Annotated in this window: 11 protein-coding genes; 2 read left to right on the plus strand and 9 right to left on the minus strand. The window is 47.8% G+C overall.

Annotated features, from left to right (window positions below):
* Positions 1-161 precede the first annotated feature (161 nt).
* Positions 162-737, minus strand: a complete 576-nt coding sequence (gene rpoE, locus BUA17_RS30030; protein WP_063567650.1) for a DNA-directed RNA polymerase subunit delta — start codon at positions 735-737, stop codon at positions 162-164.
* A 463-nt stretch (positions 738-1,200) separates the two neighbouring features.
* Between rpoE and BUA17_RS30040 the strand changes: the two genes are divergently transcribed.
* Positions 1,201-2,355 (plus strand): S8 family peptidase, encoded by a 1,155-nt coding sequence (locus tag BUA17_RS30040; protein ID WP_063567648.1) that lies wholly within the window; start codon positions 1,201-1,203, stop codon positions 2,353-2,355.
* 147 nt (positions 2,356-2,502) lie between these two features.
* Here BUA17_RS30040 and argS read toward each other — a convergent pair whose 3' ends face one another.
* The 7 genes from argS to speE form a co-directional block, all read right to left on the minus strand.
* Positions 2,503-4,182, minus strand: a complete 1,680-nt coding sequence (gene argS / locus BUA17_RS30045) for an arginine--tRNA ligase (protein ID WP_063567646.1) — start codon at positions 4,180-4,182, stop codon at positions 2,503-2,505.
* The gene (locus BUA17_RS30050; protein ID WP_063567645.1) at positions 4,179-4,604 is read right to left on the minus strand and encodes a YwiB family protein; all 426 of its coding nucleotides are present in this window, start codon (positions 4,602-4,604) and stop codon (positions 4,179-4,181) included. The genes argS and BUA17_RS30050 overlap by 4 nt, the downstream gene beginning before the upstream one ends.
* 265 nt (positions 4,605-4,869) lie before the next feature.
* The gene (locus BUA17_RS30055) at positions 4,870-5,151 is read right to left on the minus strand and encodes a DUF6171 family protein (protein WP_244552249.1); all 282 of its coding nucleotides are present in this window, start codon (positions 5,149-5,151) and stop codon (positions 4,870-4,872) included.
* A gap of 16 nt (positions 5,152-5,167) precedes the next feature.
* Positions 5,168-6,649 (minus strand): alpha-N-arabinofuranosidase, encoded by a 1,482-nt coding sequence (locus BUA17_RS30060; protein WP_072735851.1) that lies wholly within the window; start codon positions 6,647-6,649, stop codon positions 5,168-5,170.
* 216 nt (positions 6,650-6,865) lie between these two features.
* Entirely contained in the window at positions 6,866-8,053 is a 1,188-nt protein-coding gene (locus tag BUA17_RS30065; RefSeq protein ID WP_072735852.1) for a WD40/YVTN/BNR-like repeat-containing protein, read from the minus strand.
* Between the two features lie 1,083 nt (positions 8,054-9,136).
* The gene (gene speB, locus BUA17_RS30075; protein WP_063567641.1) at positions 9,137-10,006 is read right to left on the minus strand and encodes an agmatinase; all 870 of its coding nucleotides are present in this window, start codon (positions 10,004-10,006) and stop codon (positions 9,137-9,139) included.
* A 14-nt stretch (positions 10,007-10,020) separates the two neighbouring features.
* Positions 10,021-10,848 (minus strand): polyamine aminopropyltransferase, encoded by an 828-nt coding sequence (gene speE / locus BUA17_RS30080; RefSeq protein WP_064641349.1) that lies wholly within the window; start codon positions 10,846-10,848, stop codon positions 10,021-10,023.
* A gap of 298 nt (positions 10,849-11,146) precedes the next feature.
* Between speE and BUA17_RS30085 the strand changes: the two genes are divergently transcribed.
* Positions 11,147-13,225, plus strand: coding sequence for a transglycosylase domain-containing protein (locus BUA17_RS30085; protein WP_072735854.1), 2,079 nt, complete (start codon positions 11,147-11,149; stop codon positions 13,223-13,225).
* 143 nt (positions 13,226-13,368) lie between these two features.
* On the opposite strand, the gene BUA17_RS30090 is transcribed toward BUA17_RS30085, so the two are convergent.
* Positions 13,369-13,872, minus strand: coding sequence for a YwhD family protein (locus BUA17_RS30090; RefSeq protein WP_063567638.1), 504 nt, complete (start codon positions 13,870-13,872; stop codon positions 13,369-13,371).
* Positions 13,873-13,933: the final 61 nt, after the last annotated feature.

The raw sequence follows: 13,933 nt of genomic DNA on the forward strand, positions 1-13,933 counted from the left end.
ACAAAAAAAGTACTCCCGCAGGACGGGGCACTTTTTATAAAAAACATAAATATTTTGTCGCTCATTCATAAGCCCATGCAATAGTTTACCCGTTACCCCGTCTGCTGTCAAGGCTGACTATGCGGGGAAAACGGGTAAACTATCGATGTCAAAAATGACTGCTACTTATCGGAATCGTCGTCAAATTCACCCTCGTCTTCGGACTCTTCTTCATCGTCTTCTTCGAGGTCTTCCTCTTCCAAATCGTCATCTTCAACTAGAACTTCTTCTTCGCCATCTTCTTCGTCAAAGATGTCGTCTTCGTCATCATCATCGTCATCATCATCTTCGTCCTGATCATCATCAGAATTGTCGAAGTCTTCGTCGCTGTTGTAGCTGTCTTCCTCTTCCCCGAAGTCCTCATCTTCCAGATCATCGTCTTCATCGTTGATGATGCGCGGACGCTTCGCACCCGTCATGGTATCTTCCGATCCAGCTACCGGATACCAGCGCTTCAAGCCCCACAGACTTGTACCGACGCAAGCAAAACGGCCATCGATATTAATCTCGGTATATAACTGGGCGATAAACTCGTTGATTTCTTCATCAGTCATTCCGCGCTGTTTAGCTACCTCATTCATCAAATCACGGTAGTAATACGGCGTATTGGCCGCTTTCAGCACCATAAAGGCGAGGTCCACCAAAGGAATCTCTCTGACCTTTTCTTTATCAATTTTCAAATTGAGCGAGGTACTCACTGACAGACACTTCCTCTCACACAAAATTCACTTTATATCCCTACGAACTGGAATGTTACATATAACATATCCATTAACAAACCTAAGTAAAACCTATTTAGCCTCAAAAAGCAAGTTTTTATGTATGGATGTCTCATAATTCCAAGAAGCGACTTCAAACGAGCAATGTATAGACCCGTAAGAGACCGCTAACTCGCGGGCATATCGTCCTTTTTGCAAAAAAAGCATGATCATATAAAAAAGACGGAGTCCCCTCCGCCTTCTGACTGTATACCCTTGAAGGATCGCTCCTCACCAGGGTCCCCGCGAGAGCCCTCTAGCCCTCCATCCATCATATGTCCCTGCGCCCGTTTTGACACGAAGAGAATGTGTTTTTGTAAAAAAAGGGCAGGTTCCCCATGCGGCGGGATCAATGCATTCATAGAATACCTCAGCATGTTCATCCCGAAGGGGGCTGCCCATTATGGACTATACTGGTTTTCTACATCAATTGGTTGAAGGAATGCAACGTCCCGAACCAGAACAGGGGCGGCGGTACCTGATCCGGTTCGCCAAACCGAAGCAATATGAAGCCTGCCTCGTGGAACTGTCGCGGATGAGGAATGAATTTACGGATCTTGGTATGGTACGCTCCTCCCGGCTGGCCCGCTCCATTATCGCCCCGGTGCATGACCCAGAAGAATTATCTCGCTACAGCAATGAGATTACGGTAGAAGAAGATGTATCCATCTCACTGCATGCCACCGCGCTTCACAGTAAACCGAGCAGTGCTCAGGGCATACCTTGGGGCGTCAAACAGATTCACGCTCCCAAAGTATGGTCCGTATCCACGGGACATCGAATCAAAATCGGCGTGATCGACACAGGTGCCGATTATCAACACCCGGATCTTCGCTATTCGCTGGCACGCGGAATCAATCTGTTAAACCGCAGTTTGCTTCCTCATGATGATAACGGTCATGGCACCCATATTGCCGGAACCATTGCCGCAGCTAACAGTACGGCAGGTATGATTGGCGTAGCCCCTCGCTCCCTGATCTATCCGGTGAAGGCATTCGACCATAATGGTTCGGCCTTCGTGTCAGACATTGTGCTTGGCATCGATTGGTGTGTACGCAATCGGGTCGATATTATCAATATGAGCTTTGGCATGAAAACGCGTAGCAAAGCATTGCTTGATGTCGTGAACCGTGCCCATCAAGCCGGGATTGTCATTGTTGCTTCATCAGGAAATGACGGTAAACGCCGCAGCATTGATTATCCGGCACGTTATCCGCAAACGATATCGGTTGGGGCAACCGACAAAAACCGGCGGATCGCCTCGTTTAGTAACCGAGGTGCATACGTTGATGTATATGCGCCAGGGGACAAAATTGTTTCATCCTGGGTGCAAGGCAAGCACCATGAGATGAGCGGTACCTCCATGGCGACATCGCACGTCAGTGGCGCCATAGCGCTCTTGCTTGCGAAGCATCCAGGCCTGTCGCCAGCCGAGATCAAAACGCTCGTGAAGCGCGCGACCGTTCCGCTGCGCGCACGCAAGACAACCACCGCGAAGAGCAAAATACGCGGTGGCGAGATTGACGCCCTCAAGCTGATGCAGGAGGGCGGAGGGTAAACAGCGCTGGCTCTGGGTGCCTCGGGGCCGTATGAACTCGGCCGCGGGCACAGCAAAAAGTCTCCATGTCCACGCTGCATTGCAAGCGTGGTGCATGGAGACTTTTTGTCAAAGCCACAGGGCGGTTGTGCACCGCCAGGGCTTGAATTACATTTTGTCCGGTGCGGATACGCCCACCAGACGAAGCGCTGTTGCGATGACGGTGCGTACAGCACCGATCAGGGCCAGACGCGCCTGAGTTTGTCCCGCGTCTTCAGTAATGACGCGCTCTGCACGATAATAACTGTGGAACAGGGATGCCAGTTCATATACATAACGAACAATACGATGCGGCGCATATCCCGTAGCAGCAGTCGCGATTTCTTCAGGCAGTTCACCCATTTTGCGAAGAAGGTCATATTCATGTTCCGTTGTCAGCTTCGAAAGGTCGATCTGTGCCAATGGCAACAGCTCAATGCCTTGTTCTTCTGCCTGACGGTATACGCTGCATACCCGAGCGTGAGCGTATTGAACATAGAATACAGGGTTTTCATTGGACGTCGAAATCGCAAGGTCCATGTCGAAGTCCAGATGAGAGTCCATGCTGCGCATGGTAAAGAAGTAACGAATGGCATCAATGCCTACTTCGTCCATCAGATCTTCCATCGTTACCGCCTTGCCTGTACGCTTGGACATCTTCACTTTCTCGCCATTCTGGAACAAGCTCACCATCTGTGCAATCAGCACGACCAATTTCTCAGGATCGTTGCCCAGTGCTTGCATGGCCGCTTTCATCCGTGGAATATAACCGTGGTGGTCCGCTCCCCAGATGTTAATCATCGTGTCGTATCCACGCGCATATTTATCACGGTGATAAGCAATGTCCGGCGTAAGGTACGTGTACGTGCCGTCATTTTTAATCAAAACACGCTCTTTATCGTCACCATACTGCATGGTTTTCAACCAAGTTGCTCCGTCTTGCTCATAGATTTCATTACGATCACGCAATTCGTCAAGTACACGCAACACTTCTCCGTTATCATACAGCGAAGTTTCGCTGAACCAGATGTCGAAATTGACACGGAAGCGATTCAAGTCACGTTTGATCTTGTCCAATTCTTTTTCCAAACCGAAGTCGCGGAAATAAGCTGCACGGTCACCTGGATGCATGGACAGCAAAGAATCGCCTTTCTCAGCCACTAGCTCCTTGGCGAATCCTTTGATATCCTCACCATGATAACCATCTTCCGGCATCTCTGCGTCTTGGCCAAGTTCCTGCAAATAGCGAGCTTCAATGGAACGAGACAGATTAAATACCTGATTACCCGCGTCATTAATGTAGTATTCACGTGTTACATCATATCCGGCATAGTCGAGGATGTTGCAAAGCGCATCACCCACAGCCGCTCCACGCGCATGGCCCAGATGCAGACTGCCTGTCGGGTTGGCACTGACAAACTCCATCTCGACCTTGCGCCCTTCACCAACATTGATTCTTCCATAATTCTCACCCTGCTCATGTACAAGCCCCAGCACAGGGTAGAGATAACTCTTGTCCAACTTAAAGTTAATGAATCCCGGTCCGGCAATCTCAGCCTTCTCAATTCCAGCTTCAGCCAGGTTGAGATTGGCAATAATCTCTTCTGCGATCTGGCGTGGATTACGCTTGGCAATCTTGGTCAGTTGCATAGCGGCATTGGTTGCCAAATCGCCGTGTGTTTTCTCGCGTGGTACTTCAAGGGTGATGGTCGGCAGATCCTCCTGCGTAACAATGCCAGCAGCAACAATGGCATTGCCGATGGCTGTACTTACCCGTTCGTTAATCGTATCTAATGGATTACGTGTCATGAAATTGGTTCCTCCTGTATATGCAAACTAATCGCGAAATGTCCGGATTCTTCGTCAAAGCGGTAAAAGTCGTAGCTCCACGCTGCGCGTGCGCTCAATCCCTGAATGGAAAGTTCCAGCTCCTGTGTATGCGTGGACAAGGCAAACGACATATACGGCGAGCGGTAAAAACCAGGGAGCTTGCGGTTTAACTCAAATGTTTGCTCCGATTCCACCTCACCGTGACGTATAATCTTGATGGATTGTCCGCCCAGCTTCAATGTTGTTCGGGTAATACCGCCCTCGGGGCCAGCCTGTGGCTCTTCATAACGAACATAGAGCACAGATCCCTTCAATACGGCTTCACCCTGCATTTCCTGCAGTACATCTTCACCTTCATAACGGCTGTGCAGCCGGATCTGAACCGGTCGCATGTTCGACATGAATGTTAACCTCCATTATATTCGAGGCGACGCAAAATCAGGCACGGCCGGTGAGAACAGCCCTTCCTGTATTGTTGTGCCGCTATACGCGCTCATATTCCCGGATAGCTCGCTATCCTACACTCTACTGTATAACTATATCCAGTTCACCCGCTCAATTCAAATCCAAATTCAGAGTTTTTGCCCATCAACGCCAAAAAAAGCAGAGCCACACCTGTAAAGTGCAGCTCTGCCTTGCTTCATTAATAAAGAAATACATTCTGGATCAGGTCCATCGCGGCTCATATGGAAATGGACAGGTCGACTCTACCAGCTTGGCGCGCACCTGTACGAGACAGCCACAATAGCGGCAGGTCGTACCGTATTGTAATCCTGGACAATCAGAGCAGATGGATAAACGCCGCTCATATTCAGCATCCTCGACGACCGGACGTGAGCGTGAGGCCAGCTCCACGAGCCGGGCCATCTTGGCTTCACTAATTTTCACATCATATTGATCGTTACATCCCTTGCATGGTTCCCGTTTCCCAACACTTCTACTCTGCACGGATGAATCCATCTGATCAAGCCTTTATAGCGACCATACCAACCGAGGCCGGAGGCAGTACAAAACGTAGTTTGTTATTTTCGAGTGTAATACCCTTCCAGTCCGCAGGTTGAACCTGATTCGGCTGTTCAAATGTGTTGAACGCACTATAATCTGTGTGATGCAGAATTCGTCCCGATACAGCAGAAGCGTTCGTTGATTCAATCCGACAAACCACTTCAAGCTCATCCGTATGACTAAGGTTACACGCCGTCACATGAATAACGCCATCATTGCTACGAGAAGCTGACAAACTAAGTTGAGGGATGGTCTCTTCCCCGAAAGTATATCCAGGGCTCTCGTAATTCAGTTCCAACCGCTGCGCGTCCATGTGCACCTGATACATATCAAACACATGATATGTAGGCGTAAGCAGCATCTTCTCTCCTTCTGTCAAGACCAACGCCTGGAGAACATTAACGATCTGGGCCAGATTGGCCATATGCACTCTTTTATTATGTTGGTTGAAAATATTCAGATTGATCCCTGCAAGTACAGCATCACGCATCGTATTTTGTTGATACAGGAACCCAGGATTAGTACCCGGCTCAACGTTATACCACGTTCCCCACTCATCCACGATAATACCGACTCTGCCCTCAGGATCATATTTATCCATAATCTCGGAGTGCTTCAAAAGTAACTCTTCCATATATAGCGTCTTTTTCAATGTAGTGAACCACTCAGCTTCTCCGAAACCTGTAGCCTGACCTTTATCTGCCCACTCACCTGTTGGAATGGTGTAATAATGCAGGCTGATTCCATCCATAAAACGACCGGCCTCCCGCATTAACACCTCCATCCAGTGATAGTTGTTGTCATTGGGACCGCAGGCAATTTTATAAATTTCATTCCCGGAATAATTGCGTACATATGTAGCATAACGACGGTACTCATCTGCGTAGTATTCCGGACGCATATTACCGCCACAACCCCAGTTCTCGTTCCCCACACCAAAGTATTTCAGCTTCCATGGCTCTTCACGGCCATTGCTCTTCCGCCAGTTCGCCATCGGTGATTCCCCATCAAACGTGATGTACTCCACCCATTCCTGCATCTCCTGCACCGTACCGCTGCCCATATTGCCGCTGATATATGGCTGCGTATCAAGTAACTCACATAGTCTCAGGAATTCATGCGTGCCGAAATGATTGTTCTCTTCTACCCCGCCCCAGTGCGTATTGATCATCCGGGCGCGCTCACTTTTTGGACCTATGCCATCTTTCCAGTGATATTCGTCGGCAAAACAACCTCCAGGCCAGCGAAGTACGGGAATATGGAGTTTTTGCAGTGCAGTAAGCACATCATTTCGGATGCCTTCCGTATTGGGGATAGGAGAGTCCTCTCCCACCCAAATGCCTTCATAGATACAGCGTCCCAGATGCTCTGAGAAATGACCGTATATATTGCGATTTATTAATCCTTGTTCTGAATCCGCCTTTAGAATAACATCAACCATTATTTCAACCTCCTAAAAAGTATTGTTACCGCTTACAATAACGTGTTTCCGAACAGGATTCAACCGTTTTTATTCAAGCAAAAACAAGCCCTTTCCGGTTTCATTTGTCCGGAAAAGACTTGTTTGTTTGGGCTGGCCTCATCAGGCCAAATTAGTTGAGATTTATACCATTTTAGATTGAAATCGCCTTAAAATTATTCCATGGCATAACGTCATTTACTCGTTTACAGCGGGCAATAACATTTTTTGCTTCCATGTTGTTCCACCATCTGTCGTCTCATAAATCGCAGGAGAATTGTCGCTTGTTACGACGAGCCAACCTGTTTTGGCAGAAGGAAACGAAATGCGGGAGCTATAACCTGGATCTTTCAGGTCGATATTTTTCCACGTGGACCCTGCATCATATGAACGTCCAATCCCCACTTTGCCCGCCGCAGGTGATCCTGCGGAGAGATAGGCCGTCTGATTACCGATCAACGCCATGTTCCCTGGGTGACCCCCTGGGTCTGCGGGGCCTTTTCCATTCCCTGTGCTGTTTGCACCTGGAGCCGGGCCACCACCTGCTGTGGATTGAGCAAAGACCTGTCTCCAATTCTTGCCCTCATTTCCACTCGCGTAGAGAGAATACGACTGCTGAGACATTCCTGCGTCGCCATACAGAAGGGCCCATACCTGGTTACCACTTGCGTATAAATCTCCACCGCTCCAAGTTGCTGAGGCTACCTTCAGCGATTGCATCCAGTTCTTGCCGCCGTTACTTGTCTGCATGATACGGTATCCCGAACCATGAGCCACTACAATGGCATAACCTTGCTTCTGTGTCGTGAACACAGCTCCGCGTGTATTGGCTGGTGTGGAGATCGGGCTCCATGTTGCACCGCCATCCTTCGTCAAATAAGCTCCATTATAGGTATATCCAAAGCCTTCGTTTTTATTGAGGAAATCAATTCGTTTAAACTGTATACCTTTAGTATCCATCCGTGTCCAGTGCGCACCGCCATCCGTTGAGCGGATGAGATATGTCGTTGGAGAATCCTTTACCTGTGCCAAAGCAAATCCATTCACATTATTCGGGAAATCAAGTTGTGTGAACTGCCATTGGCCTGTATAGATGGACTGCCAAGTGCAGCCAGAATTCGATGTGCCAATAAGGAAGCCTTCACCACCAGCCCGTCCGGTTGTATTGTTCAGAAAATCGATATCCGTAAATTGCAGTCGTTGGTCTTCCACACCACTGCCTTTTTTCAACGTAGCCGTTAATCCGTGATCTCCACTTCCACACGTTGGGGAGGATGCAGCGTTAGCGCCGGGTAGAGTATGTACCGGTCCCAGTCCCCAAGCCAGTGTTACTGATAATGCGAGTGCGCCAATCCGTTTCCATGTCATTCTGCTCTTTGTTGTCATTGTGACACCTCCTTCTATGTTTTTACCCTATTTTGCAGGATTTAACGTAACAATTTGTTTATCACGCGTAACATTATTGCAATTAAAAACCACTCATGCCCACAATTTTTATCTCATGGGCATGAGTGGTTGATCATTAATCTCTACTAAGAGCTGATTTAAATGGGATATGTCTTAAAAGCAATGATCACAAAAGTGATACTTAAAACAAGGCAAAGGGCAAAATGCAATTTATTGTATTTGAGTGTTCTGATGCTAAAGGCAATATATAGCATGGCGAGATTAGCCAGTATTAGCGTTAAATTGATGAACAAAGTCATTGTTATTATAAGATTGATGGTAAATATCATAAGTACCGCTATGAACCATTTGGGATACATACTCAATTGAGCCCGGATTGCATGCATAACAAAAACTCCTTTCCTCTATTTCCATATTATACATAAATATTAAGATAGAGTCATCCCAAATACGTGTTTTCGCTTAACGTGCGGGCGGAATCATATATACAACAAATGGTAGAGGTACGGGAACGTACGTGCTATAATCAATGTTATGGACTTTGAATAAAGGTGGATGTTTTCTTGATCACGGCGCAGCTTCCGGAAAGGGGGTGACGTCGATGATCAAACTTGTGGCGTTGCTTGATGTAATCCGATGGATTGCTGCGATCCTCAGTTTAGTGCTGAGTATCCGAAAGCTTTACCGTTGGTTGCGCAAAAAGTTTCGTAGCAAGCGAAAACCCACCTCATAAGGTTGATCGCCTGACGGTGGGTTTCGCTTGAATAGCAATATTTAGTTCATGCGCGCCGTGGCAGTCCACAGCCTTTCGGGTCCTAAGAGTCTTTACCGTTGGCGCGGTGAAGGCTCTTTTTTTAGTATATGGTCGAACCAACCACCATATACTTCACGAATGTAATATATCAATCAATATATCAATTAATATACTACTGATTACTGTTGTTGTCAGTATAACACAATACAGAAATGAGGTTCAATAAGTTCAGGAGAAGATCATAAAAAAACGCCCTCTCCTACGCAGGCTTCAACCTGACGCAGACAGAGGACGCTGTTATTTTGCGATTACTTTACGAATCCAAGCAGCATTTCACGGATCATCTTCGCAGCCACAATTTGTGTCTGTTCTGTATGATCGTAAATAGGAGCCACTTCAACCAGGTCACAACCGACCACATTTACATCTGATCCTGCAATCATGTGAATGGCTTCAAGCAATTCCTTGGACGTAATACCGCCCGCTTCTGCTGTTCCTGTACCCGGAGCTGCAGATGGATCAAGCACATCGATATCGATTGTAACATACACCGGACGGTTACCCATTTTCGGAAGAGCTTCCTTCATCGGAGCTGCCACTTCAAACGGATAGAAGTTGATGTTCTCCCGTCCGAATTGGAACTCTTCCCGGGAACCGGAACGAATTCCGAACTGATAAATATTTTTGCCACCCATCAGTTCAGCTGCTTTACGCACTGGCGTTGAGTGAGACAATGGCTCGCCTTCATAGTTTTCACGAAGGTCGGCATGTGCATCAATATGGATCAGGATAAGGTCCGGATATTTTTTGTACATTTGCTGAATGACAGGCCAAGTAACGAGGTGTTCCCCGCCGAGACCAATCGGGAATTTGTCGTCAGCCAGTAGGCCACCGATATATTCTCCGATGACTTCGAGACTGCGTCCTGCGTTACCGAAAGGCAAAAGCAGATCCCCAGCGTCAAAGTAAGTCATATCCACAATGCTTTTATCAAGGTAAGGGCTGTACTCTTCAAGTCCAACCGACGCCTGACGGATATGGGAAGGACCAAAACGGGACCCCGGACGGAAGCTGACGGTGTAATCCATCGGCATACCATAAATGACTGCTTTGGAGTTCTCGTAATCCTCTGAACTGCAAATAAATACGTTACCTGAATAAGCTTGATCCAATTTCATCTAATTATTCCTCCTTATTTCGTAAGGTCTTCCACGAATTTAGGAAGAACGAACGCCGCTTTGTGCAGACGTGGAGAGTAATATTTCGTATCCATCTCTGGAATCTGCGTCTCGTCCACCTCAAGCGGATTATGTTTTTTGCTACCCATTGTAAAAGTCCACAGACCACTTGGGTACGTAGGGATATTACAGCCGTACACATGTACGATCGGGAAGATTTCTTTAACGTCTTTGTTTACCTTTTGGATCAGATCCGCTTTGAACCACGGGTTGTCCGTTTGAGCAACGAAGATCCCGTCTTCTCTCAGCGCTTCATAGATACCTTGGTAGAAACCGCGCTCAAACAGCGGAGCAGCCGGACCTACAGGCTCTGTGGAGTCAACGATGATTACATCGTATTCATTTTTATGCTCTATAATATGCATGTAGCCGTCGTTCACCAGCACTTCAACGTTAGGCTCGTCCAATTTACCGGCGATTTCAGGCAGATACTTTTTGGAATATTCAATCACTTTCCCGTCGATTTCGACGAGAACTGCTTTTTCTACAGCAGCATGCTTAATGACTTCACGGATAACTCCGCCGTCACCGCCACCGACAACCAGCACCTTTTTCGGGTTCGGGTGTGTGTTCAGCGCAGGGTGAGCCGCCATTTCGTGATAAACGAACTCGTCTTTCACCGTTGTCATCACCATGCCGTCAAGCAACAACATATTGCCGAATTCTTCGGTCTCTACCATAGCCAGATCTTGAAAATCCGTCTTTTCGCTTACATAGGTCTGTTTAATCTTCGCGGTGATTCCGAATGCGGGGGTCTGTTTCTCCGTAAACCACAATTCCATAATCTCTACCTTCTTTCCGTAAAGTTTATATAGATTAAATTGACCAGAGCGTACATAGCGTCTGACTAATCAAAGAATCAAATCACTGACAATTGGAACTGTTCGACCTTCCTTGCCTATTGTATGTTGTGTCGAACTGTTACTTTTCATTACCCTTTTGCATTATACGCGATTGACGTTTATACTGCAAAACGGTTTTTTTCTGCAAAAAAGCTATATTTTAAACCGTTAAACGGCCGGATTGAATATCCGTGTCATTGAATTCCCATACTGGAAAGAAAAGAAAGGAGCCCGTTCCATGACCCAATCAAGCCAAAAGACCCGCAAACGCGGGTTCCGAATATGGAAAGTCATCAAAAGCCTGACTCTGCTCGCTATTCTAGGCCTAATCGCCACAGCAGCAGCATTGGTCTATCTATACGCCACCAGCCTGCCACTAGCCGACTCCGATCGCAATTCCAGGCTGCTGGACAGTCAGGGCGCAGTCATTGCCACTTTCTCGGCAGGCGGCAAAGACTCGGTACCTGTGCAGTTGGGAGATATCTCACCTGATTTGGTTAACGCTACACTTGCTGTAGAGGACCGCAAGTTCTATGATCATGTCGGCTTCGACATCCGGGGAATGGGACGGGCTGTACTCGTCAACCTGGAACATATGCAGATGTCTCAGGGCGCAAGTACACTGACGCAACAGCTCGCGCGCAACTTGTATTTGTCTCATGAAAAGACATGGACCCGCAAAGCCAAGGAAGCGATGTACACGGCACAATTGGAGATGAAATATAGCAAGGATGAAATCCTGCAGATGTACCTGAATGAAATTTATTACGGTCACGGCGCCTACGGGATCGAAGCAGCCTCACGGATGTATTTTGGCAAATCCGCCAAACAGTTGACGCTTGCCGAAAGTGCCATGCTTGCAGGGATTCCAAAGGGTCCGACCTACTATTCTCCATATAATCATATGAAGAACGCCAAGGACCGGCAGAAGGTTGTATTGAATGCCATGGCTGACATCGGCAAAATTACGCAAGCGGAAGCAGACAAGGCTTATGAGGAAATGCTTTCGTTCAAGCCGGAAAGTGAACGCAAAACCGTAGAAAGTGCACCCTATTTCCGCGATTATATCCGGAATCTAGCCATCAAGGAGCTGGGAATCAGCGAAGCGATGCTGGATCATGGGGGATTGAATATATACACCACGCTGGATCTGCGTGTACAAAAAGCGGCGGAAGACGCTGTAGCCAAAGGCATGGACGCCAAAAGCGAGCTCGAAACGGCTCTGGTATCGATCGATCCGCGTACCGGATACATCAAAGCGATGGTGGGTGGCAAAAATTACCGCACCAATCAGATTAACCATGTACTGGCGACTACACGCCAGCCGGGATCTGCTTTTAAACCGATTATGTATCTGGCTGCCCTGGAATCGAAACAGCTCACCAGTGCGTCCATGTTTAAAAGCGAGCCGACTTTGTTTCATTATGACAATGATCGCAAAACCTATAAACCCGGCAACTTCGGGGATAAGTATTTAGGTGAGATTGATTTAAGACAGGCGATCGCCGCTTCGGACAACATCTACGCGGTAAATACGATTATGCAGATTGGACCTGAACAAGTGGTGAAGATGGCCAAGAATCTAGGGATTACGAGCAACATGAGCCCGGTACCCTCCCTTGCACTCGGCACCTCGCCTGTTAGTCCACTGGAGATGGCTTCAGCATTTTCCGCTATTGCCGCAAGTGGACAGCGGACACCTCCTGTAGCCATTCTGCAAGTGACGGATGCCGCAGGACGAGTAATCTATGAAGCACCTCAGACCAAGGCCGAGAAGGTCGTTGAACCCGCTGCCGCTTATGTATTAACACGCTTGATGGAAAGTGTGTTCGAAAATGGAGGTACGGGTAATCGGGTATCTGCAACGATTAAACGGCCTGTCGCCGGCAAAACGGGGACGACCAATACGGATGCTTGGCTAGTCGGCTTCACCCCAGAGCTCTCAACGGCTGTCTGGGTCGGTTACGATCAAGGCAAAGCCATTTCCACATCCGACGGGCGTCGTGCGGCACCCATGTTCGCCCAGTTTACGGAACAGGCCCTCGCCAGTATTCCACCGAAGATTTTTACTGTACCGGATAACGTCGTCAGTGTATATATTGATCCCGAATCCGGCAAACTGGCTGGCAATGGCTGCGCCGAGAAACGGCTGGAAGTTTTTATTGATGGCACGGAACCGACCGAGGTCTGCCGCAGCGCTTCAGACGATTCGGGTTCAGAGAATGATAAAGACACTCGAGAAGTGCAAAACCAGCAGGGAATACAGGAAGAGAAGCATTCATGGTGGAAGGATTTCAAACGCTGGTGGGTGGAATGACCAAAGTGACGTAAATACGTAATGACGTAATTGCGTCATCACCCGTAAAATTCAATTTAGCATAAAAGCAAAAGCCCCGAACCGATCATCTCGGTCACGGGGCTTTTGCTTCTTCTTTTTGAACAGCTTGAAACATTCATTAATTAGGCAAGCGCTTCTTTCAATTCATCGGGAGAAGCGTTCCACCATTCTTCGTTATGCGTAGTCAGCAACGTCTTGAGTGCCGCGCGATCCTCAGGTCCAAGATCATCCAGCATGAACCGGCGCTTCATGGCATAATCCATGCGATTCACATGATCGGCAAGCAGTTTCCATCCACGACGCGCTTCTGTATCAATCCACATCTCACACGCAGTTGCTCCACCATAGAACTGCCCCTGTTCGTTACGGTCCACAGCTACCCATACTAGCCATACTTGGCGTCCATTGGGCACATCCTCACGATTAGTCGAGAACTTGATATTGCGCTCCACTTTGCTCTTCGCATGCATCGCGCCCACATCAATCTTTGCTTCACCGTTATCAATAATAACGGGGGAAAGGTTATTCAGATCAATGGAGCCTGCACCGAAACCTTTGTGTTTGCTCTTTGCACTAACGATATTCAAGGCAATCTGTTTTTTGCCGTTCTGCTCGTTTTGGTCCATGTTTTATAGCCTCCAAGGGTTGATACAAATATTTTAACTAATAATCGCCCCAATGCAAACA

The organism is Paenibacillus sp. ov031, from assembly GCF_900143165.1.
Lineage (GTDB): Bacteria > Bacillota > Bacilli > Paenibacillales > Paenibacillaceae > Paenibacillus > Paenibacillus marchantiae.

Coding starts and splice junctions, on each gene's coding strand:
- BUA17_RS30085 (WP_072735854.1), top strand. CDS start 11,147: ATGACCCAATCAAGCCAAAAGACCCGCAAACGCGGGTTCCGAATATGG.
- BUA17_RS30090 (WP_063567638.1), bottom strand. CDS start 13,872: ATGGACCAAAACGAGCAGAACGGCAAAAAACAGATTGCCTTGAATATC.
- BUA17_RS30065 (WP_072735852.1), bottom strand. CDS start 8,053: ATGACAACAAAGAGCAGAATGACATGGAAACGGATTGGCGCACTCGCA.
- speE (WP_064641349.1), bottom strand. CDS start 10,848: ATGGAATTGTGGTTTACGGAGAAACAGACCCCCGCATTCGGAATCACC.
- speB (WP_063567641.1), bottom strand. CDS start 10,006: ATGAAATTGGATCAAGCTTATTCAGGTAACGTATTTATTTGCAGTTCA.
- BUA17_RS30040 (WP_063567648.1), top strand. CDS start 1,201: ATGGACTATACTGGTTTTCTACATCAATTGGTTGAAGGAATGCAACGT.
- BUA17_RS30060 (WP_072735851.1), bottom strand. CDS start 6,649: ATGGTTGATGTTATTCTAAAGGCGGATTCAGAACAAGGATTAATAAAT.
- argS (WP_063567646.1), bottom strand. CDS start 4,182: ATGACACGTAATCCATTAGATACGATTAACGAACGGGTAAGTACAGCC.
- BUA17_RS30050 (WP_063567645.1), bottom strand. CDS start 4,604: ATGTCGAACATGCGACCGGTTCAGATCCGGCTGCACAGCCGTTATGAA.